The sequence below is a fragment of the Marimonas arenosa genome (assembly GCF_030848945.1).
GTDB lineage: Bacteria > Pseudomonadota > Alphaproteobacteria > Rhodobacterales > Rhodobacteraceae > Marimonas > Marimonas arenosa.
Genome location: NZ_JANHAX010000001.1, coordinates 504,347 through 529,476, shown reverse-complemented (window position 1 = coordinate 529,476; position 25,130 = coordinate 504,347). Strand labels below are relative to the sequence as shown.

The 25,130-nt window shown below is 65.3% G+C and carries 27 protein-coding genes; 10 read left to right on the top strand and 17 right to left on the bottom strand.

Annotation, left to right across the window (positions count from 1 at the left end; all coding sequences use genetic code 11):
* Positions 1-10 precede the first annotated feature (10 nt).
* Positions 11-307: a DUF6477 family protein gene (locus NO357_RS02550; RefSeq protein WP_306734043.1), complete on the bottom strand. Its 297-nt coding sequence runs from the start codon at positions 305-307 to the stop codon at positions 11-13.
* Positions 308-538: 231 nt separating this feature from the next.
* Here NO357_RS02550 and NO357_RS02545 point away from each other — a divergent pair, with 231 nt between their 5' ends.
* Positions 539-1,681: a DUF6456 domain-containing protein gene (locus NO357_RS02545; RefSeq protein ID WP_306734042.1), complete on the top strand. Its 1,143-nt coding sequence runs from the start codon at positions 539-541 to the stop codon at positions 1,679-1,681.
* 13 nt (positions 1,682-1,694) lie between these two features.
* Here NO357_RS02545 and NO357_RS02540 read toward each other — a convergent pair whose 3' ends face one another.
* Positions 1,695-2,423 carry a VIT1/CCC1 transporter family protein gene (locus NO357_RS02540; RefSeq protein ID WP_306734041.1) on the bottom strand — a complete coding sequence of 243 codons (729 nt, stop codon included), beginning with the start codon at positions 2,421-2,423 and terminating at the stop codon, positions 1,695-1,697.
* Positions 2,424-2,615: 192 nt separating this feature from the next.
* On the opposite strand from NO357_RS02540, the gene lipA reads away from it, so the two are divergent.
* Both lipA and NO357_RS02530 read left to right on the top strand, forming a co-directional pair.
* The gene (lipA, locus tag NO357_RS02535; RefSeq protein ID WP_306734040.1) at positions 2,616-3,566 is read left to right on the top strand and encodes a lipoyl synthase; all 951 of its coding nucleotides are present in this window, start codon (positions 2,616-2,618) and stop codon (positions 3,564-3,566) included.
* A 97-nt stretch (positions 3,567-3,663) separates the two neighbouring features.
* Positions 3,664-4,944: a tetratricopeptide repeat protein gene (locus NO357_RS02530; RefSeq protein ID WP_306734039.1), complete on the top strand. Its 1,281-nt coding sequence runs from the start codon at positions 3,664-3,666 to the stop codon at positions 4,942-4,944.
* Here NO357_RS02530 and NO357_RS02525 read toward each other — a convergent pair.
* From NO357_RS02525 to hpt, 10 genes are all read right to left on the bottom strand, one after another.
* Positions 4,926-5,816: a COG3904 family protein gene (locus tag NO357_RS02525; RefSeq protein WP_306734038.1), complete on the bottom strand. Its 891-nt coding sequence runs from the start codon at positions 5,814-5,816 to the stop codon at positions 4,926-4,928. The genes NO357_RS02530 and NO357_RS02525 overlap by 19 nt on opposite strands.
* Positions 5,817-5,875: 59 nt before the next feature.
* Positions 5,876-6,766: a cytochrome c gene (locus NO357_RS02520; RefSeq protein WP_306734037.1), complete on the bottom strand. Its 891-nt coding sequence runs from the start codon at positions 6,764-6,766 to the stop codon at positions 5,876-5,878.
* A 56-nt stretch (positions 6,767-6,822) separates the two neighbouring features.
* Entirely contained in the window at positions 6,823-7,305 is a 483-nt protein-coding gene (locus NO357_RS02515) for a c-type cytochrome (protein ID WP_306734036.1), read from the bottom strand.
* Positions 7,306-7,481: 176 nt separating this feature from the next.
* On the bottom strand, positions 7,482-7,670 hold the full coding sequence (locus tag NO357_RS02510; RefSeq protein WP_306734035.1) for a hypothetical protein: 189 nt from the start codon (positions 7,668-7,670) through the stop codon (positions 7,482-7,484).
* Positions 7,671-7,680: 10 nt separating this feature from the next.
* Positions 7,681-8,154 carry a CBS domain-containing protein gene (locus tag NO357_RS02505; RefSeq protein WP_306734034.1) on the bottom strand — a complete coding sequence of 158 codons (474 nt, stop codon included), beginning with the start codon at positions 8,152-8,154 and terminating at the stop codon, positions 7,681-7,683.
* Complete coding sequence (locus NO357_RS02500; protein ID WP_306734033.1) at positions 8,154-8,507, bottom strand: P-II family nitrogen regulator; 354 nt, start codon at positions 8,505-8,507, stop codon at positions 8,154-8,156. The genes NO357_RS02505 and NO357_RS02500 overlap by 1 nt, the downstream gene beginning before the upstream one ends.
* Positions 8,504-9,310 (bottom strand): DUF1538 domain-containing protein, encoded by an 807-nt coding sequence (locus tag NO357_RS02495; protein WP_306734032.1) that lies wholly within the window; start codon positions 9,308-9,310, stop codon positions 8,504-8,506. Before NO357_RS02495 ends, NO357_RS02500 begins: the two co-directional genes overlap by 4 nt.
* Positions 9,307-10,047, bottom strand: coding sequence for a DUF1538 domain-containing protein (locus NO357_RS02490; RefSeq protein ID WP_306734031.1), 741 nt, complete (start codon positions 10,045-10,047; stop codon positions 9,307-9,309). The genes NO357_RS02495 and NO357_RS02490 overlap by 4 nt, the downstream gene beginning before the upstream one ends.
* Before the next feature lie 94 nt (positions 10,048-10,141).
* A complete protein-coding gene (locus NO357_RS02485; RefSeq protein ID WP_306734030.1) occupies positions 10,142-11,266 on the bottom strand; it encodes a site-2 protease family protein in 1,125 nt (374 codons plus the stop codon).
* Between the two features lie 22 nt (positions 11,267-11,288).
* The gene (hpt, locus tag NO357_RS02480) at positions 11,289-11,834 is read right to left on the bottom strand and encodes a hypoxanthine phosphoribosyltransferase (RefSeq protein ID WP_306734029.1); all 546 of its coding nucleotides are present in this window, start codon (positions 11,832-11,834) and stop codon (positions 11,289-11,291) included.
* A 70-nt stretch (positions 11,835-11,904) separates the two neighbouring features.
* On the opposite strand from hpt, the gene NO357_RS02475 reads away from it, so the two are divergent.
* Positions 11,905-12,354: a type II toxin-antitoxin system RatA family toxin gene (locus tag NO357_RS02475; protein ID WP_306734028.1), complete on the top strand. Its 450-nt coding sequence runs from the start codon at positions 11,905-11,907 to the stop codon at positions 12,352-12,354.
* A gap of 134 nt (positions 12,355-12,488) precedes the next feature.
* Positions 12,489-13,778, top strand: a complete 1,290-nt coding sequence (locus NO357_RS02470) for an MmgE/PrpD family protein (RefSeq protein ID WP_306734027.1) — start codon at positions 12,489-12,491, stop codon at positions 13,776-13,778.
* Positions 13,779-13,829: 51 nt separating this feature from the next.
* On the opposite strand, the gene NO357_RS02465 is transcribed toward NO357_RS02470, so the two are convergent.
* The 4 genes from NO357_RS02465 to NO357_RS02450 form a co-directional block, all read right to left on the bottom strand.
* Positions 13,830-15,008, bottom strand: a complete 1,179-nt coding sequence (locus NO357_RS02465; protein ID WP_306734026.1) for an ammonium transporter — start codon at positions 15,006-15,008, stop codon at positions 13,830-13,832.
* A gap of 173 nt (positions 15,009-15,181) precedes the next feature.
* On the bottom strand, positions 15,182-15,649 hold the full coding sequence (locus tag NO357_RS02460) for a CinA family protein (RefSeq protein WP_306734025.1): 468 nt from the start codon (positions 15,647-15,649) through the stop codon (positions 15,182-15,184).
* Positions 15,646-16,146 carry a phosphatidylglycerophosphatase A family protein gene (locus tag NO357_RS02455; RefSeq protein WP_306734024.1) on the bottom strand — a complete coding sequence of 167 codons (501 nt, stop codon included), beginning with the start codon at positions 16,144-16,146 and terminating at the stop codon, positions 15,646-15,648. The genes NO357_RS02460 and NO357_RS02455 overlap by 4 nt, the downstream gene beginning before the upstream one ends.
* 90 nt (positions 16,147-16,236) lie before the next feature.
* Positions 16,237-17,367, bottom strand: coding sequence for a bifunctional 2-C-methyl-D-erythritol 4-phosphate cytidylyltransferase/2-C-methyl-D-erythritol 2,4-cyclodiphosphate synthase (locus NO357_RS02450; protein ID WP_306734023.1), 1,131 nt, complete (start codon positions 17,365-17,367; stop codon positions 16,237-16,239).
* Between the two features lie 168 nt (positions 17,368-17,535).
* On the opposite strand from NO357_RS02450, the gene dusB reads away from it, so the two are divergent.
* The 5 genes from dusB to ntrX all read left to right on the top strand — a co-directional run bounded on the left by dusB (position 17,536) and on the right by ntrX (position 24,759).
* Positions 17,536-18,519, top strand: a complete 984-nt coding sequence (dusB, locus tag NO357_RS02445) for a tRNA dihydrouridine synthase DusB (protein WP_306734022.1) — start codon at positions 17,536-17,538, stop codon at positions 18,517-18,519.
* Positions 18,516-19,601: a two-component system sensor histidine kinase NtrB gene (locus NO357_RS02440; protein ID WP_376744341.1), complete on the top strand. Its 1,086-nt coding sequence runs from the start codon at positions 18,516-18,518 to the stop codon at positions 19,599-19,601. The genes dusB and NO357_RS02440 overlap by 4 nt, the downstream gene beginning before the upstream one ends.
* Positions 19,602-19,605: 4 nt before the next feature.
* Positions 19,606-20,970 carry a response regulator gene (locus tag NO357_RS02435; RefSeq protein WP_306734021.1) on the top strand — a complete coding sequence of 455 codons (1,365 nt, stop codon included), beginning with the start codon at positions 19,606-19,608 and terminating at the stop codon, positions 20,968-20,970.
* 99 nt (positions 20,971-21,069) lie between these two features.
* Positions 21,070-23,334 (top strand): sensor histidine kinase NtrY-like, encoded by a 2,265-nt coding sequence (locus NO357_RS02430; RefSeq protein WP_306734020.1) that lies wholly within the window; start codon positions 21,070-21,072, stop codon positions 23,332-23,334.
* 9 nt (positions 23,335-23,343) lie between these two features.
* Entirely contained in the window at positions 23,344-24,759 is a 1,416-nt protein-coding gene (gene ntrX / locus NO357_RS02425) for a nitrogen assimilation response regulator NtrX (protein ID WP_306734019.1), read from the top strand.
* Positions 24,760-24,781: 22 nt separating this feature from the next.
* Here ntrX and NO357_RS02420 read toward each other — a convergent pair whose 3' ends face one another.
* A complete protein-coding gene (locus NO357_RS02420; protein WP_306734018.1) occupies positions 24,782-25,009 on the bottom strand; it encodes a hypothetical protein in 228 nt (75 codons plus the stop codon).
* Between the last annotated feature and the right edge of the window lie 121 nt (positions 25,010-25,130).

Here is a 25,130-nt window from a genome sequence, read left to right as displayed (position 1 = left end):
TCGTGGACGATCAGGGCGCGGGCCGGCTGACGGCGCGCGCCAGCCGCGCTTCGCCCATCATTGCGATCAGGACATCGACATGCGTGACCAGTGAATAACCGGCGTCGCCGCTGCGACGCTGGCCGTTGAGCATGTCTTCGATTTCGATCAGGCGAATCAGCGCTTCGCCGCTTTTCGGTACTCGGCCGGGACCGAGCAGCCGGCGCAGATGCGTGTCACGGCGATAATCGTCGCAGCCGGCGCGGGCAGCCTGGATCAGCAGGCGTGGGCGGCGGAGCCGGTCGAGCATCGTGATAAGGTCGGTCATGTCGTCACCTCTCGGTCGTGGCGGTTGCGGTCGAGGCGAGCAATGCCACGGGACGGGCGGGTGTTGCGTCCGCAGGGGCGAAAGCGAACGCTGCGTTCAGGTTTGTTTATTTTTTCGAAACCATTCTGCCGGGGTCCGCGAATATTAACCTTGGGGTAACGATTACACGTTTAGGTTGCAGAGAATCTGTGGATAAACCTGTGGATAACAAAGGAGGCGACAAGCGGCCGAATGGGTCAGGTGGGGCTGTTTGAAGGCGTGGCACCGGGTTTGCCCGGCTGGGTTCCCGCGCCGGTCTGGCGGTATCTCGTGCATACGGAGCGCGGCGTCTCGATCCGCGCGCTGGCGCGGCGAGCGACCTGTCATCCGTCAACCGTTCTGCGCCAGGTGCGCCGGTTCGAGAATTTGCGAGACGATTTTCTGATCGATGAAGCGCTACGGCGGCTGGGGCGGTTGATCCGCGCAACCGACCTGCCGGGAAACAAGAAGGAGCCAGACGACATGAGTGAACGGCAAGGCGGGCCCGGACCCGAGCACGGAGCGGATGGCGACTCTCCTGACGACGAAACGCTGGAGCGCGAGGCCCGCCGTGTGTTGCGGCGGCTGACCGAGCCGGGCGCGGTGCTGGCGGTAGCCTCGGAAATGGACAAGGCGGTGGTGGTGCGCGACGACGCCAATGGCCAGACGACGCGCACGGCGGTGGTCGACCGGGCTGTGGCGCAGGCGCTGGCGCTGAAGGACTGGATTGCCTGTGCCCAGCCCGGCCGCATCGCGCGCTATCGCATCACCCAGGTTGGCCGCGCTGCGGTGAGCCGAATGCTGGCCGAAGCGGAGAACGCCGCGCAGGGCTTTGCCGAGGCGCAGGCCCCGTTTCTGGCCCAGCATGGCGGGCTTGAAGAAGCGCCGGACACCGGCGGCAAGGGCAAGATCCGGCCGCGGTATCATTTCGGAGAATCGCCCCTGACCGCGTTGGCGCGGCGCAAGGACCGGGACGGACAGCCATTCCTGAACCCTGACCTGGTGGCGGCAGGTGAACGGTTACGCGAGGATTTCGAACTGGCGCAGATGGGGCCGCGCACCGGTCAGAATTGGGAGCGGTTCTTAACTGGCGGGGTGGACGAGGGGTTCGGCCCGGGTGACGCGCTGGGCGGGTCGAAGGCGGCGCGCGACCGTGTGGCAGCGGCGTTGCTTGACCTCGGGCCCGGACTCGGAGACGTGGCGTTACGCTGCTGCTGCTATCTCGAAGGGCTGGAATCGACCGAAAAGCGCATGGGCTGGAGCGCGCGGTCAGGCAAGATCGTGTTGCGGATCGCGCTGCAGCGGTTGAAGCGGCATTACGACGGGTTGGGCGCCGGCGCCGGGCTGATCGGCTAGGGTTGCGGCAGGTTCAGCCGCCAACGATCCAGCCGACCACGAAGGCCACCGCTGCGCAAATCGCGCCGACGCTGACGGTTTCACCGATGCAGCGGGCGGGGCGTTCGCCGGTGGCGTTCCAGCGCAGCACTCCGAGCGCCACCAGCGCCGCGCCGGTTGCGACGAGCGACAGTTGGAAGGTTGCCGGATCGGCAGCCGGCAACAGGAAATAAGGCACCAGCGGCACTGTGCCGAAGGCAACGAAGCTGAGAAAGGTGACGAGGCCGTTGACGGCGGGATTGTCTCCCGAAGGGTGCATCATGCCGAACTCGTAGGTCATCATCAGATCGGCCATCATTGCCGGGTTGCGGGCGATGATCTCTGCCGCGGCCTCGGCATCCGGCGCCGGCAGGCCACGGTCGCGCAGGATCAAGATCAACTCGGCGCGTTCCTGTGCCGGGTTGTTGGCAATCTCGCGCAGCTCGCCAGCCCGCCGGGAGTGAAACAGGTCATGCGCCGACCGGGTCGAGAGGAACTCGCCCAATCCCATGCTGACCGCATCGGCAAAGAGGTTGGCCAGGCCGAAAACCAGCACCGCGAGCGGCCCGATCTGGGCCAGACCCTCGGCCGCGGCGCCGGCGAACCCGGCGACGATGGCGAAGGTGGTGACGATGCCGTCATTGCCGCCATAGGTGATCTGTTTCAGGAATTCCTGGGTGCGGCCCAGCGCGTGGACTTCGCGGCGGTGTTTTTCCCAATCCATTCCGGCGTTCCTGTCTGCAATTTGCCCCGGCCCGGGTCCTGCCTGCCCGAGCCAGCGTCCAATGGCAAGAAAAACGCCCAAATCGGGCACGCGTGTCATGTCACCTGTGCATAGCGGCCAATCGGCTTTGACCGTGACAGTGGGGCGCAGGGGCCTATATAAGGGGCCGGACGTAAAAGGATCCTGAAACGCATGCGCGACCTGAAACTGCCTGAAAGCCGCCATCCGGAGAAAGCCCACCGCCCCGACAAGACGCAGCCGAAAAAACCTGCGTGGATCCGGGTGAAAGCCCCGAGCGGCAAGGGCTATGCCGAAACCCACCGGATCATGCGGGAAAACAAGCTGGTCACGGTCTGCGAGGAGGCCGGCTGCCCGAACGCGGGCGAGTGCTGGAGCCAGGGCCATGCCACGATGATGATCATGGGCGAGATCTGCACCCGCGGCTGCAGCTTCTGCAACGTGGCCACCGGTCGGCCGGATGCGCTGGATGCCTTCGAGCCGGGGCGGGTGGCGCACGCGGTGAAGACTTTGGGGCTGTCCCACGTAGTGATCACCAGTGTTGACCGCGATGATCTCGAGGATGGCGGGGCGGAGCATTTTGCCCAGACCATCCGCGCGGTGCGGCATCAGAGCCCCGAAACCACCATCGAGATCCTGACGCCGGATTTTTTGAAGTGCGATAACAAAGTCTTGGAGGTCGTTGTTGAAGCAAGACCGGACGTCTTCAACCACAACCTAGAAACCGTGCCGGGGCTTTATCCCAGCGTGCGGCCGGGGGCGCGGTATTTCCATTCGCTTCGGCTGTTGCAGCGGGTCAAGGAGCTGGACCCGGCGATGTTCACCAAGTCGGGCATCATGGTGGGGCTGGGCGAAGACGGCCAGTCGGTGCGGCAGGTCATGGACGACATGCGCGCGGCGGATGTCGATTTCCTGACCATCGGGCAATATCTGCAACCGACGCCGAAACATCACGCGGTGGATCGCTTCGTGCATCCCGATGAGTTCAAGGCTTATGAGAAAGCCGCCTATGGTAAGGGTTTCCTGATGGTGTCGGCGACGCCGTTGACGCGGTCGAGCTATCACGCCGGCGAGGATTTCGCGCGGCTCAGGGACGCGCGGCTGAAAAAGCTCGGACAGCTCTGAACGCTCGTCGTGCCCTGCCGGGTGCACCTCGCTTTGCGAAACCGCGTTTCGTCCGTAGGGTGGGCCATCATGCTACCCGATGCAGGGAGAAACTGCGATGCTCACCGATCAGTACGACAACCCGCTCCACACCCAGAGCCCGGCGGCGCGCGACGCTTATGTCGAGGGGCTGACCGCCTATCTCGAAGCGCTGGCGGGGGTCGATGACGCCTTCGACCGGGCCATCGCCGCAGACCCGGAGTTTGCGCTGGCTTATGCCGCAAAGGCGCGCAATGCGCAGGTCTATGCCCGGATGGGAGAAGCCAAGGCGCTGATGGCCGAGGCGATGGCAAAGGGCGCGGGGTTGACCGGACAGGCGCTGGCTCATCTCGAAATATTCGATCACCTGATCAACAGCCGCGTTCGCGAGGGGTACACCGCGGTGCGGGCGCATCTGCTGGAGTTTCCGCGCGATGCCCTGGTGGCGCAGAGCTGTCTCGGGGTGTTCTCATTGATCGGGTTTTCCGGCCAGCCGGGGCGCGAGGCCGAGCACCTGGCGCTGGCCGAGATGCTGGCGCCGGCCTATGGGCAGGACGGCTGGTTTCTGGGCCAACTGGCCTTCGCGCAGATGGAGGCCGGGCAACTGGGACCGGCGGAAAGCTCGATCGAGACAGCGCTGGCCCTGCGACCGCGGTCGGCGCATGGCAGCCATATCCGGGCGCATCTCTATTACGAGGCTGGCCAGACGGGGGACGGGCTCGCCTATCTCAGCGACTGGATGACCGGGTATGACCGCAGCGGCATGATGCATTGCCACAACTCGTGGCATTGCGCGCTTTGGTCGGTCCTGTCCGGCGATGATGCGCGGATGTGGCAGATCGTCGACCGCGATCTGCAGCCCGAACGCTCGCAGAGTCCGGCGCTGAACATTCTCACTGACCTCGCCTCGCTTTATTACCGGGCGGGGCTGACCGGCGTCGAGATCGCGCCCGAGCGGTGGGTGCAGTTGTCGGACTATGCGGCTGGCGCCTTTCCCAGACCGGGGCTGGGTTTTGCCGATATCCATGCTGCGCTGGCGCATGCGATGGCCGGTCAGGATGAACCTCTGATGCGGATCGTCGAGGGGGCGAAGGGGCCCGCTGCCGATCAGGTGGCCCCCTGCGCGCGTGCCTTTCGGGCGATTGCGGTGCAGGACTGGGCGGGGGCGGAGGCGGAACTGATCCCGGTGATGGCCGATCACGCCCGGCTGGGCGGCAGCCGGGCGCAGCGAGATCTGCTGGAGTACACGTTGCTGCACGCGCTGATCCGACAGGGCAAGGCGGACGAGGCGCGCCGGCTGCTGTCGCTGCGGCGACCGCTGACCGACAGTTCGGGCGCGGTTCAGGGGCTGGCAGCCTGATCAGGGATCGGACCGCACTCGGGGCCGTCTGAGCCGGGATCCCGATCGGGCAGCGCGTCGCGCAGCACGCCGGCCTCGCGCAGCGTCGCGGTATCGGGACGCCACAGCCTGTCGGGGCCGGTGGCGAAGGCGCGGGTGACGAAACCCGGATCGACGCCGCGGGCGACAAGCCAGGCACGGTCACGGGCCTCTTCCTCGGCTGTGGTCTGTAAAGGGTCGGTGCGGCGCAGGGCGTAGCCGTGGAAGCCCAGTTCGCCTTCGGGCCCGAGGCTGCGGGTCGTGCCGGCCATGAACACCAGCGTACAGGCCGAAGCACAGAGCCCGGTGGCGCGGGTGTCGAGCCCGGTCTCGGTGATCCGTGCGGCCATGGCCCGGGCCACGGGCACCAGTCCGCCGTCGCTGGTCAGCGCGACCCTGTCGAGGTCCGGGTGGCGATGGAGCGTGGTGCAGAACCGGGCATAGAGCGGCCAATCGAGCGGACCCGTGAGCTCGAGAGTGCCGTCGCGGACCGGCAGCGGCATCACGGGCGGCAGACCGGCGGCATCGGCGGCGCGCGAGGCATAGCCGTCGAGTTCGGCTGAGAGGAACAGGATCACCGCGACGACCAGCGCGGCGCCACCGGTGGTCAGCGCCAAGCCACCACCTTCGCTGCGCCGGATGGCGCGCAGGCTGCCGACCACCTGCCAGACCAGTAAAAGCATGCTGAGCGCCGTGAGCAGGACGAAAACCGCGAGCGGCCAGTCAGGCGGTTTCAACCGGCTGGACCAGGACAGGACGAGGCGCAGGCCGAGCAGGGTAATCAGCAGAGTGGGCAGTAGCGCTACACGGCCATGCCAGTGATGAGTCAGAAAGTGGCGCAGGCGGATCAGCATGCTCGGAACTTACCGGGATTCGTCACGCGGAAAAGCCGGAAAAGCGGCACCACCCCGGTTTAGCCACCGCCGGGCAGGGTTTTGAGGTAGGCGGCAATGGCCTTGAGATCGGTTTCGGGCAGGTGGGCGAGGTTCTGCACCACCTCGGTCATGTGACCGCCGGCGACGTCATATTCGGGGGTGAAACCGGTAGCGAGATAGGCGGCGATGTCATTGGCGGACCAGTCGAGCTTGTCCGGCGTAATGGCCGGGGTGCGACCCTTGCCGTCGGCCGTGGGGGCGCCTTGCAGCCAGCGGGTGTAGTCGAGCCCGCCCAGGGTATTGCGCGGGGTGTGGCATTCGCCGCAGTGGCCGAGTGCCTCAACGAGATAGCGGCCGCGTGTGATCTCGGGGCTTGTGGCTTCCGTCACCCAGGCAGGGCGGGAGAACAGCAGCTTCCAGCCGCCAAGGCTGCGGCGGATGTTGAACGGAAAGCTGACATCATGCGCCCGGCTGGTCGTTTCCGAGGCGGGCAGGGTGGCGAGGAAGGCGTGCAGGTCGGCGATGTCCTGTAACTCGGCCCTAGCATAGGAGGTGTAAGGGAAAGCGGGGTAGTAGTGTGCACCCTCGGGCGAGGTGCCGTGCAGCATCGCGTTGGCGAGGTCTGCCACCGTCCAGCCGCCGATGCCGCGGTCGGGGTCGGGCGAGATATTGGGGGCGTAGAAGGTTCCAAACGGTGAGGGGAAGGCCATGCCGCCAGCCAGGACCATACGGGCCTCGCCCTGAGACTCCGGTGCCGCATGGCAGGACGCGCATCCGGCGGCCCAGAATACCTGTTCGCCGCGGGCGGGGTCGCCCGCAAGCCCGCCGAGCCGAGCGCTGTCAATCCGACCGGGGACCGTCAGCCACCAGAACAGAGCCAGCCCGGCGACGGCGAGAAAAGGCAGGAAAGAGAGGACTTTGCGGATCATTGTTTACGACCTCCGGGCGACGGACACGCCGCCGCCCGGAGCCCCTGCGATAGGGATCAGTCTTTCGGCTGACGGTAGGCCTTGTGGCAGCCGCCACAGCTGGCGCCGAGTGGACCGATTGCCGCCTTGAGCGAATCGAGCCCGCCGCCAGCGGCCTGTTCCATCGCCGCCGAAGCCTCGACGAAGGCCATGCCCTTGGCCATGATGTCGCTGCCCTCTGCCCAGATCGCGGGCAGGGCGGCGGTGGCTTCGCCGAGCGCTGAATTGTCCGAGCCTTGCGGCCACAGGCGCGACTGGTCGAGCTTCGAAAGCGCGGCCAGGTTCGCCGCCGCCTTGGACGCGGCGTCGGCATCATAGGGAATCGCGTCTTTTGCCATGCCGCCGAGTAAACCGATATTGAAGGCGTAGAGTTGCATCTGGGCCTTGCGCGCCTTGATCGCGGCCTCAACGGCCGGGTCCATGTGGCTTTCGGCGATGGCCGGGCTGGTAACGGTGCCGGCCAGGAACAGCGCGGCGAGGGCGGTAACAGTCTTTTTCATCGATGATCTCCCTGATTGTCGATGGTCTATTGCTCGCCAGTATACCGGGCGCTGGCCGCCCGCCTACAAGACGTTCGCGCAGGGCAGATGTTCGGCGATGCACAGCTGATCGCAGGTTTGTGACGCGATTTTCGGACCAAGGTCCGTTGACAGATGTGTTTTCGTTGCGTCGAGGATCAGTTCGTCGGAAGGCGGCGCGGCTGCTTCGGATCGAGGGTGAGAACGTCAGGCCAGCCGATGAAACGTTCGACACCTGCGATCAGAAGCGCCAGGACGATCACGGTCAGCACCAGCTTGATCCGCCAGGCCGGCGGCGGGCGTCGCGCCCAGCGCGACATGCGCAGGAAATGGCGCAGGTTGATCATGGCGCGCCGATCAATCCTGGTCGGGCGTGGCGGCCGGCAGTTCGGCCTGTGTGGCATAGCAATGGATCAGGTCGCGCAGCGTCACCAGCCCGCGGGCGCCGTTCTCGTCGACCACCAGCGCCCGGCGATGATCGAGCCGGGCGAGCAGGCGGATGGCATATTTCACCGCCATATGCGGGTTCAGCGTAAGGGTGGGCTTGTCCATGATTTCGTAGACCGAGGTGCGGTCGAGCGACTTGTTCGGCGCGACGACCCGCGCCGCGATCTTGTCGACCGAAACGAAGCCGTATTCGTCGCCGTCATGGCGGCGCTCGATGATCAGCGCGCTGACGCCGAGTGCCTTCATCCGGTTCACCGCTTCGCGCGCCGAGGCAAGACCGCTGATCATGTGCAGTTCGGTCTGCATCACGTCTTCGACCTTGATCAAGGGCTGGTCTGCGGCTTGGTGAGGGGCGGCAACAGGGGGGGTGTCGGAACCGGGCATCACAGGTCCTCCTTGCTGATTTCTTCGCGAATCGCGTCGATCTGGGTCTTGAGTCCGATCGCGTCCTCGATGTCGATCTGGAAAGCAACGCCGGCGCCGGGGTTTTCCTCGAACCCGCAGGCGGCGGCGATGGATTCCAGGATCTGGCGGCTGTGGTGCTCCTCGACCAGAAACAGGATCATGTCACGCTGGCCGGCAACGGACAGACCGAGGAAGGTCTTGGCCGGTTTCAGCCCTTCGCCACGGGCCGAGGTGATCACGGTCGAGCCGGTGGCGCCATGGGCGCGGGCCGCCTCGATCGCGGTGTCGGTAAGCTCGTCCTGGGTCAGCACGATGATCAGCTTGAACTTCATGAAGTGTCTCCTTGCGGCGGGGCGGAGGCCCGGGCAGCGGCGCGGCGGGCAAGCCAGCCGCTGATCTGGGCATAGCCCATGACGGTGATCATGGGAAAGAGCGAGGCCAGGGCAATCAAGCCGAAACCGTCGAGCAGTGGCGAACGGCCGGGCACCGACCCGGCAAGGCCGAGGCCAAGTGCGGCGACCAGCGGCACGGTGACGGTCGAGGTGGTGACGCCGCCGGAATCGTAGGCCAGAGGCACGATCATCCGCGGGGCGGCCAGCGTCTGGATCACCACGATGATGTAGCCCGCGATCATGTAGAGATAGAGCGGCGTGCCGGTGACGATGCGGAAGGTGCCGACGGCCAGGCTGAGCGCCACGCCGAGCGCCACCGCAAGGCGCAGCCCGAAGGCCTTGACGCCGCCGCCCGAGACCTCCTGCGCCTTCAGCGCCACGGCGATCAGCGACGGCTCGGCGATGGTGGTGGCAAAGCCGATGGCGAAGGCGAAGGTGTAGACCCAGTAGTAGGCCAGCCAGTTGACGGTGTCGCCTTCGGCGATGCCGACGAAGGTAGGATCGGTGAGCTGAGCGGCCATTTCGCGCCCCAGCGGGAACAGCGCCCGTTCCAGACCGAAAAGAAAGAAGGCGAGGCCGAGCACGACGTAGAGCAAGCCGAACAGAACCTGGCGCAGGTGCGGGATTTTGCGGCGCAGGATGACGAGTTGGAAAACGAACATCACCACGACGATCGGCGCGACGTCGCGCAGGACGCCGACGAAGCTCCAGGACAGCTCGGATATGTCGGACCAGAGCGTCATGCCGCGATCACCAAGCCGAAGAGCAGCACGAAGATGATCGGCATCAGAGAGGCGAAGGCGATCAGGCCGAAGCCGTCAACCATCGGGTTGCGCCCCTTGATGACCGACGCAAGGCCGACACCGAGCGCAGTCACCAGCGGCACGGTGATGGTCGAGGTGGTGACGCCGCCGGAATCATAGGCAATACCGACGATCTCTGCCGGCGCGATGGTGGTCAACGCCACCACGACGATGTATCCGCCGATGATCAGCCACTGGATCGGCCAGCCCTTGAGGATACGGAAGACGCCCAGCACCAGCGACGAGCCGACCGAGACCGCCACGGTATAGCGCAGCGAGGTGGCGGTGCGCGCCAGCGTGGACTCGTCATCGGCGATGACCCCGGCCACGGCCATCACTTCGGTCGCTTCCTCACCGACTGCGATCAGCGCCGGTTCGGCGACGGTTGTCCCGAACCCGAGCCCGAAGGCGAAGAGAATGAGCAGGGTCAGAGACCCGCGCTGCGCCAACGCGTCGGCCAGCGCTTCGCCGAGGGGGAACAGCGCCATTTCCAGCCCGCGGATGAAAATCGCAAGCCCGAGCAGCACGAAGACGAACCCGGCCGCGATCTGACCGAGGTTGTCGACCGGCTGGCGCAGGACGACAAGCTGAAAGAACCCGACGATCACCAGGATCGGAGCGAGATCGCGGGCGGTTTCGCCCAGCAGTCGAATCATGTCCTTGGCGGAACTGCTCATGGTCCGTCATTCATACTGGTCCTGCGCGGACCGTTGCACAGCTATACTGTAGCAACCGTGTGGCAAATAGCCATATCTCCCGCCATCGAGCCGGTCAGGGGATGTCGCGCAGTTCCTTGCGGATGGTAAGGAAATTCATGATGTCGCGCATGGTCAACATGCCCCGCAGTCGGCCGTTCTCGGTGACCAGCAGGCGGCTGCTCTGGCGCAGGTTCATCTCTTTCAGCGCGTCGATCACCGGCGTTTGTGGTGTGACCATGCCCACGGGGCGGCCGTCGTCGATCACAGAAACCGCGGTCGCCTGCGCCCGATCCTCGCGCGGGATGCGGCCGACATCCTCGATCCGGATGCACCCCAGCAGCGTGCCGTCGCGCAGCACCGGGAAGGCCTTGTGGTGGTGACGGTAGAAATATTCCTCGACCACCGCGTCGAGCGGCATGTCGGCCGGAATCGAGACCAGATCGCGCACCATGATCTGGCCGACCGTGACCTTTTCGAGCCCGGTCTTGAGGGTGAGCTGCATCTCGGACGAGCGCGAGGCGGCGACGATGAAAAGCCCGAGCAGCGCCTGCCAGATGCCGATGACGGAGAAACCCGCGATCAGGTTCATCACGCCATAGGCGATCAGGAAGATGCCGAACAGCCGGCCCAGTGTGGCGCCGGTGCGAGTGGCGCGCACATAATCACCGGTCCACCACCACATCGCGGCGCGGAACACGCGGCCGCCGTCGAGCGGGAAGGCGGGCACCAGATTGAAGGTGGCAAGCACGGCGTTGATCAAGGCAAGATAGCCGAACAGCGCGCTCATCAGGTGTTGCGACGCGAGCAGCACGGCCAGCAAGTAGAACAGGCCGGCCAGAACGTAGCTCATGATCGGTCCGGCGATTGCCATGTAGAATTCCGACCGGGCGCTCGGCGGTTCGTCCTCCATTTCCGCCACGCCGCCGAAGATGAAGAGCGTGATCCCATGGATGGGAATGCCGAACTGGCGTGCCACGTAGGAATGCGACAACTCGTGAAGGATGATCGAGGCAAAGAGCCCCAGGGCGCCGACCGCACCGAGCCACCAGGCCGCAGCGGGATCGACACCGGGGACGGCCTGCGGGAAATAGCCGGTCGCCAGCGACCAGGTCACCAGCACCGCGAGAAACACCCAGCTGAGGTCGAGGCTGACGCGGAAGCCCAGGATGGAGAACAGTTCGAAACGGTTGGTCAGCATGGGCGGTCTCCGTTCACCGGGGTCAGGTTTCGCCGGTGAAGCGCACCTTGCCGATATAGGGCAGGTTGCGATTGCGTTGGGCGAAGTCGATGCCATAGCCGACGACGAAAGCATCCGGGATTTCGAACCCGACCCAGTCGGCCCGGATATCGGCCTCGCGGCGCGAGGGTTTGTCGAGTAGGGCGATGGTGCGCAGTTTGCGCGGGCCGCGGCTTTCGAGCACGTGCAGGACATGTTCGAGTGTAAAGCCGGTGTCCACGATATCTTCCACCACCAGCACGTCGCGACCTTCGATCTGGCCACGGATGTCCTTGAGGATGCGAACCTCGCGGCTCGATTCCGTCGCGTCGCCGTAGGACGAGGCCTCGAGAAAATCGACTTCGACCGGCATGTCGAGCTCGCGTACCAGGTCGGCGATGAAGACGAAGGAGCCGCGCAGCAGGCCGACCACGACCAGCTTGTCGGTGTCGAAAAATTCCGCCCGGATTTCGCGGGCCAGCGCCTCGATCCGGGCGGCGATGGCCTTGGCCGAAATCATCTCGTCGATGACATAGGGTCGGTGTGGCATGATTTCCCCTTGAATCCGCGCGCCCAGCATACGACATGGGGCGCGCCTGTCACGGATCAAATGGAGCGACATGCCGACCCATTCGGAAACCCGCGTCCTGCCCTATCACGCCCGGCAGATGTACGATCTGGTGGCCGATGTGGCGGCCTATCCGCAGTTTCTGCCATGGTGCGCCGCGGCGCGGGTGCGATCGGTAACGCCGATGGCGGACGGTGGCGACGAGATGCTGGCCGACCTGGTGATTTCCTTCAAGGTGTTCCGCGAGCGCTTCGGGTCGCGGGTGCGACTTTACCGCGACGACGAGCGGATCGAGACGGAATATCTCGATGGGCCGTTCAAATACATGCGCTCGACCTGGGCGTTTCGCGACGTCGATGACGGGGCCTGCGAGGTCAAGTTCTTCGTCGATTTCGAGTTCCGCAACTTCGTGCTGCAGAAGGCGATCGGGCTGGTGTTCAACGACGCGATGATGCGCATCGTGCGGGCCTTCGAGGAGCGGGCGCAGGCGCTTTACGGCTGAGCGGCGTGCAGGCGGCGGCGTGCGTGGGGGCGCTGCCCCCACACCCCCGGGATATTTCTGGTCAGATGAAGAGGCTGGATCGTTTCATCTCGGATCGCGAGTGATACTGTTCGGCAACTCAACGGGAGGCCGGGATGGGCATATCTGAGACATTGGCGGAGTTCGCGCTGGCCGGGTGCGACGCACCGGATGAGGTTGGGGCGGTGGCGCAGCTGTCGCTGATCGACTGGATGGCGGTGGGGATCGCCGGGGCGGGCGAGCCGGTTGCCGACGTGCTGCGGACCTTTGCCGCCGAGGAGGGCGGCGCGGAGCAGGCGACGCTGATCGGCGGCGGGCGGGCGCCGGCGCGGATGGCGGCGCTGGTCAATGGCACCATTTCGCATGCGCTCGACTATGACGACACGCATTTCGCGCATATCGGTCACCCTTCGGTCGGGGTGATCCCGGCGGCGCTGGCGGTGGCCGAGCACGTCGGCGCGGACGGCGCGGCGCTGCAGGAAGCAGGTCTGATCGGCATGGAAGCCTCGATTCGGGCGGGCGAATGGCTGGGCCGCAGCCACTACCAGGTCGGCTTTCACCAGACTGCAACCGCCGGCGCGGTGGGAGCGACCGTGGCCGCCGGACGGCTGATGCGGCTGGATTTTGCGCAGATGCGTACCGCATTGGGGCTGGTGGCGACGCGGGCGAGCGGGCTCAAGTCGCAGTTCGGTACCATGGCCAAACCGTTCAACGCCGGGCTGTCCGCAGCCAACGGTGTCGAGGCGGCGCTGCTGGCGCGGCTGGGCATGGAGGCGCGGCTGGAGGCGCTGGAGGGGCCGTTGGGACTGGGACCGACACATCATGGCGAGGGCAACGACGCGGCCTTGGCGGGGTTGGGCGAGATCTGGAGATTTGAAACCGTGAGTCACAAGTTCCATGCCTGCTGCCACGGTCTGCACGCGGTGCTGGAAGCGGCCGCGACGCTCGACGTGACGCCGAACGAGATCGCAGCGATCCGGGTCGAGACCCATCCGCGCTGGATGAGCGTCTGCAATCAGCCGGCACCGCAGACCGGGCTGGGGGCGAAGTTTTCCTATGCCACGGTGCTGCCGATGCACTTTCTCGGCCGCGACACGGCGCGGCTGGAGAGTTATTCCGATGCGCTTTGCGCCGAACCGGATTTGGTGGCGTTGCGCCGGAGGGTGGCGGTCAGCGCCGCGGAGGATGTGGGTGAGGGGCAGGCACGGCTGGAAGTCGAGCTGGCCTCGGGTGCGATCCTGCGCGCCTTTCATGACCTCGATGCGCCGCTGCCGCTGGAGGCGCGCCGGGCGAAGATCGGCGCCAAGGCGGCTTCACTTCTGGGCCTGGCCCGGGCCGCGCGGGTGGCCGCGCTGGTCGAGGGGCAGGCCGCGCCCGCCGAGATCGCGGCCGAACTTGGCAAATAAGAACGGGCCCCGGTTGGGGCCCGCTCTCCGGTCTGTTCCGCCGATCCGGATTCAGGAGTTGAACTCGTAGGCGCGTTCGCCGTGCACCGAGAGATCGAGGCCGTTGGTCTCGGTCTCGGCATCGACCCGCAGCGGGGTGATGAGGCCAACCACTTTGACCAGCACCGTCGTAACCACCAGGGTGAAGATCCCGACAATAACCAGGCTGCCGAGCTGGGCCGCCCAATTGCCGGCCCCGAAGACGGCGATCATGATGGTGCCGAAGATACCGCCAACCCCGTGCACCGCGAAGACGTCGAGCGTGTCATCGATACCGAGCTTCATGCGGATGAGGCTCACCGCCTCCTGGCAGAGGATACCGGCGACGGCGCCGATGATCAGCGCTTCGACGGGACCGACGAAACCGCTCGCGGGCGTGATCGAGGCCAGCCCGGCAATGGTGCCGGTGACGAGGCCCACGAGCGAGGCCTTGCCGTACTTGATCTTTTCCCACAGCGCCCAGGAGAGCGAGGCGGTGGCCGCCGAGATGTGGGTGACGGTCAGCGCCATCGCCGCGCCGCCATCGGCGGCAAGTTGCGAGCCGCCGTTGAAGCCAAACCAGCCGACCCAAAGCATCGCCGCCCCGATCATCACGAATCCGGGATTGTGCGGCGGGGTGGTACGGTTGCGACGCGGTCCGAGGAAAACGGCGATCACCAGCGCGGCGAGGCCCGCGGTTTCGTGCACGACGATGCCGCCGGCGAAATCCTTGACGCCGGTTTCACCGAAGATGCCGCCATCGGCGAGGAAGCCGCCGCCCCATATCCAATGGGTCACCGGGGCGTAACAGATCAGCATCCACAATGCCGAGAAAAGCAGCACGAAGCCGAATCCGATGCGCTCGACATAGGCGCCGGCGATCAGCGCGGGGGTGATGATTGCGAAGGTCATCTGGAAGGCGAAGAACAGGACCTCGGGTAGCGTACCGCTCACTGTGTCAGCGTCGATTCCAGACAGGAAAGCCTTGCCAAGTCCGCCCCACCAGGCGTTGCCGTCGCCGAAGGCTATGGAGTAGCCCAGGGCCAGCCACAAAACACTCATCAGGCAGGCAATGGCGTAGACATGCATGAAAACGCTGAGCACATTGCGCGCCCGCACCAGCCCGCCGTAGAACAGCGCCAGGCCCGGCAGTGACATGAACAGCACCAGCGCCGTGGCGACGATGATCCAGGCGGTATCCGCTCCAACCATGTGAAAATCCCTTCCGCGTGTTGTTGGTTTTGTGGCTTCAAAGCGGAACGGCGGCGCGGAAAAAAGAGGCAAGCGGCGCCGGGACGGTGAAAAACCCGCCGGTTTGCAAAACGACTGTTTTTTTGGCGCGATTCGCCGGGTGGTGCCCGCAAACCGGGCGAAAACCGGATCGATCAAGGCAGGGCGGAAAGCAGCAGGAAGAGCGCGTGGTCACGAGCGGCCTTGCGCACCCAGTCGCGGCCGCGAGGGCCGAACTCCTGCGTTTCGGTGTCGGTTACCCGGCCCTCGAAAGCGAGCCCGAAGCAGACCCGGCCCTCGGGTTTGCGCTCGGAGCCGCCGGGGCCGGCGATGCCGGTGATGGCGACGGCGAGTTGGGCATGGCCACGGGCGAGCGCGCCGTCGGCCATTTCTCGGGCGACCTCTTCGGAGACCGCGCCGCAGCGCTCGAGCGTGGTGCGGGATACGCCCAGCATCTCCTGTTTGGCGGCGTTGGAATAGGTGACGAAGCCGCGCTCGAACACGTCCGAAGACCCGGCGACGTCGGTGAGCGCGGCAGCGACCATGCCGCCGGTGCAGCTTTCGGCGGTGGCGATCATCACCCCGTGCTTGCGGGCCTGTTCGAGAACATGTGCAGCAGTCATGCCCCAGGATAGCCATGTGCCGCGTAGGCGAAAACCCCCACGACCAACGCCGCGGCTATGCCGGCGAGGATATCGTCGAGCATGACGCCAATCGGACCTTTCTGGCGGTCGGCCCAGCCGATCGGCCCGGGTTTGAGGATGTCGAAGAAGCGGAAGGCAAGGAAGGCGGTGACCCAACCCGGCCAGAGCGCCAGCGCATCGGGACCGGTATAGCCGGCATGGCTGGCGCCGATCAGCACCGGCAGAAGCGCGATCCACTGGCCGGCGACCTCGTCGATGACAATCTCGGACGGATCGTGGTTGTCCTTGCCCGCGGTTTCGCGCGCCGTCGCCCAGAGCCCGGCGACGAATGCGATCGGGATCAGGATGGCGACCAGCAGCCAGCCGCCGAGAAGATAGAGCAGGAAGGCGGCAACAACCGCGGCGGCCGAGCCCCAGGTCCCGGAGAGAGGTTTGAGATATCCGGTGTAGAAGAAGGTGGCGATGAGGCGGGTCATGGTTGCGGTCCGATACGTGGCGGGGGCGGGTGCGCGGGGCCAGCTCCTGGCCCCTCCCTGGGATAGTCTGGGGTCAGATGAAGAGCTGGATCATGGTCTGATGAGGGTGGCGGTGGCAAGGGCGGCGATGCCTTCTTCGCGGCCGGTGAAGCCCAGTCGCTCCGTGGTGGTGGCCTTGACCGACACGCGGGCGGGGTCGAGAGCGAGGATTTCGGCGATGCGGGCCTGCATGGCGGTGGCAAGGGGGCCGATCTTGGGGCGTTCGCAGATCAGCGTGACGTCGACGTTGGAAACGGTGAAGCCTTGGTCACCGGCGAGCGCGGTGGCATGGGCGAGGAAGATGTGGCTTGCGGCACCTTTCCATTGCGGGTCGGAAGGCGGGAAGTGGCGGCCGATATCGCCCTGCGCCAGCGCGCCGTAGAGCGCGTCGGTCACCGCATGCATGCCGACATCGGCGTCGGAATGGCCCTTGAGCCCACGGTCGTGTGGCACCGCGACACCGCAGAGCATCACATGGTCGCCGGGACCGAAGGCGTGGACGTCGAAACCGTTGCCGAGGCGGATATCCATGGTCCCTCGTAGAATCTGTTCGGCCCGGGCGAAATCGGGCGCATGGGTGATCTTGAGATTGTCCTCATGCCCCGGAACGATCACAACCTCAAGCCCCGCAGCACGGGCGACTTCGACATCGTCGGCGGCCTCGCCGACATGGGAGCGGTGCGCCGCGAGGATGGCATCGAAGCGGAAGCCCTGTGGCGTTTGGGCTCGAAACAGGCCCTCACGGTTGGCGCTGCCGGAGACACGACCGTCCACGCCGCGCCAGAGCGCGTCGGTTACGGGCAGGGCGGGCGCGGCGCCGGGGGCCTGGTCGAGCGCGGCGACCACAGCCGCGATCACCGACTGCGACAGGCAGGGCCGGGCGACATCGTGGATCAGCACCTTGTCCGGGGTCAGAGGCGCCAGCGCTTCGAGCCCGGCGCGGACCGAGGCGGCGCGGGTGGCGCCGCCTGTGCAGGTCAACACTCCTTTAGGTGCGACGAAGCCGGCAATGTCCTCGGCATGCAGGGCCACCATTACCGGGCCGATACCTGGGGTCGAAAGGAAGGCATCGAGTGTCCAGTCGATCACCCGGCGGCCAGCCAGCGGGCGCCACTGTTTCGGTGCGCCGGGGCCCGCGCGGGTGCCGCGCCCGGCTGCGACTATGAGAATGGCGGTGGTCATCAGCCACTACTTACGGCCTGAGCCGGAGGAGAGCAATTGTGCAGACATTCCGAGTATGTGCTTAATAAATGGGCAGATTGCCGCGGATGGCCACTTTTTCGGCGTTGTTTTGTTGTGAATTGGGCCGGCGCGGCCTAGGTCATCCGATATGCACAAGGATTAAGCGCTTTGACCGAGTCTCCGAATGAGTTGATCCTGGATCCACCGGTGGCGCTGGCGCCGTTGGCGGGGATCACCGACCTGCCGTTCCGTAGCCTGGTGAGCCGGTTCGGGGCGGGGCTGGTGGTGTCGGAGATGATTGCCAGCGGCGAATTCCTGACCGCGCGGCCGGGCACGCGGGAAAAGGCTGAGTTGGGCGCCGGGATCGAAAACAGCGCAGTGCAGATCGCCGGGTGCGCGCCGGGTCCGATGGCCGAGGCCGCGCGGATGGTCGAAGCGATGGGGGCGACGGTGATAGACATCAACATGGGTTGCCCGGCCAAGAAGGTGACGGGGGGCATGTCGGGCTCGGCCCTGATGCGCGATCTCGATCACGCTCTGCGCCTGATCGAGGCGGTCGCCGAGGCGGTGCGTGTGCCGGTGACGCTGAAAACGCGCCTCGGCTGGGACGACACCACCCTGAACGCGCCGGAACTGGCCCGGCGGGCTGAAGCAGCGGGCGTGCGGCGGATCGTCGTTCACGGGCGAACGCGATGCCAGTTCTACAAGGGGCGCGCTGACTGGACGGCGATCCGGGCGGTCACCGAGGCGGTTCAGGTGCCGGTGATCGCCAATGGCGACATTCGCTCGGCGGGTGAGGCCCGCGATGCGCTGGCTGATTCGGACGCGGCCGGCGTGATGATCGGGCGGGGGGCGCAGGGACGGCCGTGGTTGCTGGCGCAGGTGGCGCATGAGCTCTATGGCACGCCGGCCCCGGAGATCCCAAAAGGGAAAGAACTTGTTGACATGATTACAGAGCATTACGAGGCGATGTTGAGCTTCTACGGGGCGGATCTGGGCAATCGGGTCGGGCGCAAGCATCTGGGCTGGTACATGGACGAGGCCGGCACGCCGCCCGGGCTGCGGCGCGAGTTGCTGACCTGCCGCGAGCCGCGGCGCGTGCTGGCGCTGATCCCGCAGGCGATCCTTGATACCGAACAGGTGGCGGCATGAGGGCGGAGGACATCCCGATGGAGGATTCGATCTGGGCTTCGTTGCCGGTGCCGGCGATCCTCGTTGATGCAGACGACGTGATCGTCGATATCAACCCGGCGGCGGAAGGCTTCATGCTGTCCTCGGTCAAGGCGATGCGGGGGCAACCGGTCTGGGACAGGCTGACCATTGATGCGCCGCTGGAGGAGGCGTTCGAGCGCGCGCGAACCAACACGACACCGCTTTTCGTCAATGATGTCGACGTCGGCACGGGTGAACGGGCGCCGCTCCATTGCAACTTGCAGATCGCGCCGGTGCAAGGGCGTCCGGGGCAGATGCTGTTCCTGATCTCGCCGCGCGAACTGGCTGGACGGATGACACAGTCGCATTCGGTGAAATCTGCAGCCAAGTCGGCCATCGGCATGGCCGAGATGCTGGCCCATGAGATCAAGAACCCGCTGGCCGGAATCACCGGCGCTGCCCAGCTTCTGAGCATGAGCCTCGGACCGGAAGACCTTGAGCTAACTGACTTAATCGTCAACGAAAGCCGGCGGATCGTGAAGCTGCTCGAGCAGGTGGAGCAGTTCGGCAACCTGTCGCAGCCGGATTTCCGGCCGGTCAATGTCCACGATGTCCTCGATCGGGCGCGGCGTTCGGCGCTGCTGGGCTTTGGCGCCCACATGACGATCCGCGAGGACTATGATCCGTCCCTGCCGTTGGCCTGGGGCGACCAGGATCAGTTGCTGCAGGTGATGCAGAACCTGCTGAAAAACGCCGCCGAGGCGGCAGGCAAGGACGGCGGCACGATCACCCTGCACACGTTCTATGAACACTCTTTCCGTCTGCGCAGGTCCGATGGTCGATCCGAAAGCCTGCCGCTTCAGATCGAGATCATCGACGACGGCCCGGGCCTTCCACCGGAGATTGCCGCGGATGTGTTCGACCCGTTCGTGTCGGGGCGCGAGAACGGCACCGGTCTGGGGCTGGCGCTGACGGCCAAGATCATATCCGACCATGAAGGCTGGGTCTCTGTGAAATCCGTGCCGGGCCGCACGGTTTTCCGCATTTCCCTGCCGCTGGCCGCAAAGGACAAAAAGGAGTGAGCCTATGGATGGCACCGTACTTGTTGCCGACGATGATCGCACGATCCGCACCGTTCTGACCCAGGCGTTGACGCGGGCCGGGTGCAAGGTGCACGCGACCTCATCGCTGACCACGTTGATGCGATGGGTGGGCGAGGGTAAGGGCGACGTGGTGATCAGCGACGTCATGATGCCGGACGGAAACGGGCTGGAGATGCTGCCGAAGATCCAGCAGGACCGACCTGACCTGCCGGTGATCGTGATTTCGGCGCAGAACACGATCATGACCGCGATTCAGGCGGCTGAAGCCGAGGCCTATGACTATTTGCCGAAGCCGTTCGATCTGCCGGACCTGATGAAACGAACCGCGCGGGCGCTGGAGAACCGCCGCCGCGCGCCGGGACCGCGGAACGAGGATAACGAGCGGCCCGACGAACTGCCCCTGGTGGGGCGGACACCGGCGATGCAGGCGCTCTATCGGCTGGTGGCGCGGGTGATGAACACCGACATGGCGGTGATGATCTCGGGCGAAAGCGGCACTGGCAAGTCCCTGATCGCCCGTGCGATCCACGATTTCTCGGACCGCCGCACGCTGCCCTTCGTGACCGTGACGGGGGCGGATCTGCAGGATCTCGAAGGCCCGGCCCGGGTTCTGGCACGGGCCAAGGGGGGAACGGTTTTAGTTGATGAAATCAGCGATATAGATCCGGATCTTCAAGCGCGGATTGTACGCATGATTGACAATCCCGGCGAACACGTGCCGCGGTTCATGGCCACCAGCCAGGGCGATCTGGCCCAGGCGATGGAGGATGGCAGGTTACGTCAAGATCTCTATTACCGGCTCGACGGGGCAGCACTGCACGTGCCGTCCCTGCGCGAGCGGGTCGATGACATTCCGCTTCTGGCCGAGCATTTCCTGGCCAAATCCGAGCGCGAGGGGGCGCCGAAACGTTTCTTTTCCGAGGACGCGATAGCCTTGATGCGCAAATACAGTTGGCCCGGGAATGTGCGGCAACTTGAGAACGCGGTGCGGCGACTGGGGTTGACGGCGCGGGCCGACGAGATCGCGCGGTCGGAGGTCGAGGCGGTGCTGGGCAACCAACCGGGCAACGAGCCGGTGCTGGGGATTTCCGACGGTGACAAGCTGTCGGCCAGCGTGGCGCGGCACCTTCGGCGCTATTTCGACCTGCACGGCAACATGCTGCCGCCGCCGGGGCTCTATGCCCGCATCCTGCGCGAGGTGGAGTTGCCGTTAATCGAGATTGCGCTGGATGCAACCGGCGGCAACCAGGCGAAATGCGCCGACCTGCTCGGCATCAATCGCAATACTTTGCGCAAGAAGATCACCGATCTGGATATTCGCGTGACACGCCGCCGCAAATTGATGTAAAACCGCAACAGAAGAGTGGCATCGGCGCCTCAACGCCGGAACAAGCCACAAAATAAGCGGTGTGGGCGCGCGGGCGTCACAAGATCAAGAGGGCAGCGGGTGGCATCCCGGGCACAATCAGGCTGGTGGAACAGGCTTGTGCGTCTGCGGCGTCTGCGGCGCGCGCAGACGCTGGCAACGTGGGGTCTGGTGAGTCTGGCGCCAGTGCTGGTGCTGGCGACCTCACTGATCCTGTTGCAGATCCAGCAGGGCGCAAGCTCGACGCCATTGCGGTTGGTGATTCTGGCCGATCTCGTCTATGTGGTGATCGTCGCCGCGCTGGTGATGAGCCGGGTGGCGCGGATGATCATCGCCCGCCGGGCCCGGTCGGCAGGGTCGCGTCTGCACATGCGGCTGACCGGGGTTTTCGTGATCATGGCGCTGATCCCGACGGTGATCGTGGCGATCTTTGCCGTATTGATGCTGAATATCGGGCTCGAGGGCTGGTTCTCGGAGCGGGTGCGCTCGGTGGTGGGCTCGTCGTTTTCGGCGGCGCGAGCCTATGAGGCCGAGCACCGGTCGTCGCTGGATGACAGTGCGCGGTCGCTTGCCCGGATGATCGACCTGGCGCGCACCGCCACACCTTTCATGCAGGACCCGGAAGTGCGCGAGGTGCTGACACTGGGCCAGCAGCGCTTCCAGCCGGAGATGCGTGAAGCCTATGCCATCGACGGCACCGGGGAACTCAGGGCGCGGGGCAAACGCTCGTACCTGTTCGACTTCGAGAAACCGTCGACCGAGCAGATCGCCGAGGCGCGCGAGGCAGGTATCGCGATGATCCCGGACTGGGACAACAACGAGTTCCGGGCCATCGTGCCGTTGGAGAATTTTCCCGACCGGCTGGTCTATGTCAGTCGCGAGGTCGACGGCAAGATCCTCAAGCTGCTGGACGAAACCCAGGAAACGGTGCGGCTGTACCAGCAGCTTGAAGCCGAACGCGGGCGGGTGCTGTTCGAGTTCGGGCTGCTCTATCTCGGTTTCGCGGTGATCCTGATCCTGGCGGCGATCTGGCTGGGCCTATGGTTTGCCGAACGGCTGTCACGGCCGGTTGGGCGGCTGGCCGGCGCCGCCCAGCAGGTCGGCGCCGGTGATCTCGACGTGCAAGTGATCGAGGAAGACGGTGACGACGAAATCGCCATGTTGGGGCGGTATTTCAACCAGATGACACGGCAATTGAAGGGTCAACGCGATGCGCTGTTGTCCAACACCGAGCAGATCGAGCGACGTCGACGGCTGTTCGATTCGGTGCTGAGCTCGGTGACGTCGGGTGTCGTTGGCGTGGACTCGGAGGGCCGGGTCACATTCGTCAACCGCTCGGCCGAACGGCTGCTCGACTGGCGCGAACACCAGTCGCAGATTGCTCTGAGCGTGGCGGTGCCGGAATTTGCCGCCCTGTTCGACAGCCTGCGGGCGGGACCGCAGCGGGTGGTGCAGGGCGAAGTGCGGGTGACGCGGGGTGGCCGACTGGAGAACCTGCTGGTACGGATGGCCACGCGCGAAGGCGAGGCCGGCGAGTTGGAAGGTTACGTCGTGGCCTTCGACGACGTGACCGACCTGGTCAGCGCCCAGCGGATGGCCGCCTGGGGGGATGTGGCTCGGCGCATCGCCCATGAGATCAAGAATCCGCTGACGCCGATTCAGCTGAGCTCGGAACGTATCAAGCGCAAATTCTCGCGCCACCTGGAAGAAGCCGAGGCGCAGAGCCTTGCCGAGCTTACCGACGTGATCGTGCGACAGACCAATGATCTGCGCCGGATCGTCGACGAGTTTTCCAAATTCGCCCGAATGCCCGAACCGGACCGGCGGCATGAGAGCCTGACCAAGCTGGTCAACGACGCGGTGGTGTTGCAGCAGTCGGGGCAGCCGGAGGTGATGATCACGTCGGACCTGGCCGAGGATGTGTTGCAGGGCGAGTTCGATGCCACGATGATCAGCCAAGCGCTGACCAATCTGATCAAGAATGCCGGCGAGGCCACCGAGACCTGGCGCGAAACCCACGGGCCGGATGCGGATTACCGCCCCGAAATCCGGGTAGAGACGGTGCGCGAGGATGGCCATGCGGTGATTACCATTGCCGACAACGGCATCGGGCTGCCGGAAGACCGGGCCCGGTTGTTCGAGCCTTACGTAACCACACGCGACAAGGGCACCGGCCTCGGCCTGCCGATCGTGAAGAAGATTATCGAGGAGCATGGCGGCAGCCTTGCCCTCGAAAACGCACCGGCCTTTGCGGACGGTGCCCATGTCGGCGCCATGGCGGTGATCCGGCTGCCGGTGTCTCCGGCTGAGCAAATTGATTTGGACAGAGAAAAACAAGCGGTGTGAGACAGGACCATGAGCGACATTCTGATTGTTGATGACGAACGCGACATCCGGGAACTGATTTCCGATATCCTCGAAGACGAAGGCTATGCCACGCGGCTGGCCGGAAATTCCGACGATGCGATGGCGGCCATCGCCGAGGACCCGCCGGCGCTGCTGATCCTCGACATCTGGCTGAAGGACAGCAAGATGGACGGGATCGATATCCTGAAAGCGACCAAGCGCGATTTCCCGGACGTGCCGGTGGTGATCATTTCCGGCCATGGCAATATCGAGATCGCCGTCGCGGCAATCAAGCAGGGGGCCTACGACTTCATCGAGAAGCCGTTCAACATCGACCAGCTTCTTGTGGTGATCCGCCGCGCGATGGAAACCTCGCGCCTGCGCCGGGAAAACACCCAACTGAAGCGCAAGGAAACGGTCAGCGCCGAGATGATCGGCGCCAGTGCCGCCTATCGCGCCATGATAAGTCAGCTCGATAAGGTGACGAAATCGAACGGGCGGGTGATGTTGTCGGGACCGTCGGGCGTCGGTAAGGAAATCGCCGCGCGTTATATTCATGCTCAGTCGAACCGCAAGGAGGGGCCCTTCGTGGTGGTCGGGTGCGCCTCGATCGAGCCTGACCGGATGGAAGAGGTGCTGTTTGGGCGCGAAGGCCCAGAACGCGGCATTGAGCCCGGCCTGCTGGAAGAGGCTCATGGTGGCGTGATCTATTTCGACGAGGTCGCCGACATGCCCATGGGCACGCAGAGCAAGATTCTCCGCGTGCTGGTCGACCAGCAATTTCTGCGATCGGGCGGTGCCGACAAGGTTCGAGTCGATCTGCGGGTGATCTCCTCGACCAGCCGGGACCTGATGGCCGAGATCGAGGCCGGCCGGTTCCGCGAGGAGCTGTATCACCGGCTCAATGTGGTGCCGGTTTCGGTTCCGAGCCTGGAAGAGCGACGCGAGGATATCCCGCTTCTGGCCGAGTATTTCATTGGCGAATTCAACCGCAGCCAGGGTCTGCCGCTGCGGCCCTTGAGCGACGAAGCGGTGGCGCTGATGCAGACCATGACTTGGCCGGGCAATGTGCGCCAACTCAGAAACATGATCGAACGGCTGCTGATCCTGGGGGACGGCACCGGCGAGATCGAGGCGCGCGAGTTGCCGTCGGAAGAGGAAAAAACCAGCGACAGCGGGCGCGTGATCCTGTCGGGGGTGCTGGCAACACTGCCGCTGCGCGAGGCACGCGAGGCATTCGAGCGGGAGTACCTGCTGACCCAGATCAACCGGTTCGGCGGCAATATCAGCCGCACGGCGCAGTTCGTTGGCATGGAGCGTTCGGCGCTGCACCGAAAGCTGAAATCGCTGGGGGTGGTGACGACTAACAAGGCCGGCGCCCGGATCGCTACGGTGGACGAAGCGGCGCGGGAAAGCGCAGGCTAACGGGCGCGTTGGAGAAGAGTACTCAGCGGCCGAAGCTGGCGGAGATACCCAATGCCTGTTGCTCTTCGGGCAGCAGCGATGTGCGGGCGGCCTGGGCGAATTGCCGGATCGTGTGCTGTGGGGCCGCGGGGGCCGACAGCGATTGGTTCTGACCGTGCTGCGCGGCGATGTTGTTCTGCCGGATCAGTTCGAACAGGCGCGCGTGGCGTGCGCCGTTCCGGTCCCTTGCGGTCGGGGTAACATTTGTCATCGTTAAACAGTCCTTGCGCGGTGGTCGTCTTGGTTGCCTGGACGCAGGATTGGCGGGAAATGCGGCGCCTTGTGCGCAAAATGGAAACAATTTCGAGGAAATTTCGCATCAATCGCGGCGG

Excerpts from the sequence above, each read along its gene's own strand:
- NO357_RS02440 (WP_376744341.1), top strand. The coding sequence starts at position 18,516 with ATGAGGGCGGAGGACATCCCGATGGAGGATTCGATCTGGGCTTCGTTG.
- NO357_RS02460 (WP_306734025.1), bottom strand. The coding sequence starts at position 15,649 with ATGACTGCTGCACATGTTCTCGAACAGGCCCGCAAGCACGGGGTGATG.
- ntrX (WP_306734019.1), top strand. The coding sequence starts at position 23,344 with ATGAGCGACATTCTGATTGTTGATGACGAACGCGACATCCGGGAACTG.
- hpt (WP_306734029.1), bottom strand. The coding sequence starts at position 11,834 with ATGCCACACCGACCCTATGTCATCGACGAGATGATTTCGGCCAAGGCC.
- NO357_RS02500 (WP_306734033.1), bottom strand. The coding sequence starts at position 8,507 with ATGAAGTTCAAGCTGATCATCGTGCTGACCCAGGACGAGCTTACCGAC.
- NO357_RS02525 (WP_306734038.1), bottom strand. The coding sequence starts at position 5,816 with ATGCTGATCCGCCTGCGCCACTTTCTGACTCATCACTGGCATGGCCGT.
- NO357_RS02470 (WP_306734027.1), top strand. The coding sequence starts at position 12,489 with ATGGGCATATCTGAGACATTGGCGGAGTTCGCGCTGGCCGGGTGCGAC.
- NO357_RS02540 (WP_306734041.1), bottom strand. The coding sequence starts at position 2,423 with ATGGATTGGGAAAAACACCGCCGCGAAGTCCACGCGCTGGGCCGCACC.
- NO357_RS02450 (WP_306734023.1), bottom strand. The coding sequence starts at position 17,367 with ATGACCACCGCCATTCTCATAGTCGCAGCCGGGCGCGGCACCCGCGCG.
- NO357_RS02510 (WP_306734035.1), bottom strand. The coding sequence starts at position 7,670 with ATGATCAACCTGCGCCATTTCCTGCGCATGTCGCGCTGGGCGCGACGC.
- NO357_RS02435 (WP_306734021.1), top strand. The coding sequence starts at position 19,606 with ATGGATGGCACCGTACTTGTTGCCGACGATGATCGCACGATCCGCACC.
- NO357_RS02550 (WP_306734043.1), bottom strand. The coding sequence starts at position 307 with ATGACCGACCTTATCACGATGCTCGACCGGCTCCGCCGCCCACGCCTG.
- NO357_RS02520 (WP_306734037.1), bottom strand. The coding sequence starts at position 6,766 with ATGATCCGCAAAGTCCTCTCTTTCCTGCCTTTTCTCGCCGTCGCCGGG.
- NO357_RS02545 (WP_306734042.1), top strand. The coding sequence starts at position 539 with ATGGGTCAGGTGGGGCTGTTTGAAGGCGTGGCACCGGGTTTGCCCGGC.
- NO357_RS02485 (WP_306734030.1), bottom strand. The coding sequence starts at position 11,266 with ATGCTGACCAACCGTTTCGAACTGTTCTCCATCCTGGGCTTCCGCGTC.
- lipA (WP_306734040.1), top strand. The coding sequence starts at position 2,616 with ATGCGCGACCTGAAACTGCCTGAAAGCCGCCATCCGGAGAAAGCCCAC.
- NO357_RS02495 (WP_306734032.1), bottom strand. The coding sequence starts at position 9,310 with ATGACGCTCTGGTCCGACATATCCGAGCTGTCCTGGAGCTTCGTCGGC.
- NO357_RS02420 (WP_306734018.1), bottom strand. The coding sequence starts at position 25,009 with ATGACAAATGTTACCCCGACCGCAAGGGACCGGAACGGCGCACGCCAC.
- NO357_RS02475 (WP_306734028.1), top strand. The coding sequence starts at position 11,905 with ATGCCGACCCATTCGGAAACCCGCGTCCTGCCCTATCACGCCCGGCAG.
- NO357_RS02465 (WP_306734026.1), bottom strand. The coding sequence starts at position 15,008 with ATGGTTGGAGCGGATACCGCCTGGATCATCGTCGCCACGGCGCTGGTG.
- NO357_RS02490 (WP_306734031.1), bottom strand. The coding sequence starts at position 10,047 with ATGAGCAGTTCCGCCAAGGACATGATTCGACTGCTGGGCGAAACCGCC.
- NO357_RS02530 (WP_306734039.1), top strand. The coding sequence starts at position 3,664 with ATGCTCACCGATCAGTACGACAACCCGCTCCACACCCAGAGCCCGGCG.
- NO357_RS02515 (WP_306734036.1), bottom strand. The coding sequence starts at position 7,305 with ATGAAAAAGACTGTTACCGCCCTCGCCGCGCTGTTCCTGGCCGGCACC.
- NO357_RS02455 (WP_306734024.1), bottom strand. The coding sequence starts at position 16,146 with ATGACCCGCCTCATCGCCACCTTCTTCTACACCGGATATCTCAAACCT.
- NO357_RS02505 (WP_306734034.1), bottom strand. The coding sequence starts at position 8,154 with ATGCCCGGTTCCGACACCCCCCCTGTTGCCGCCCCTCACCAAGCCGCA.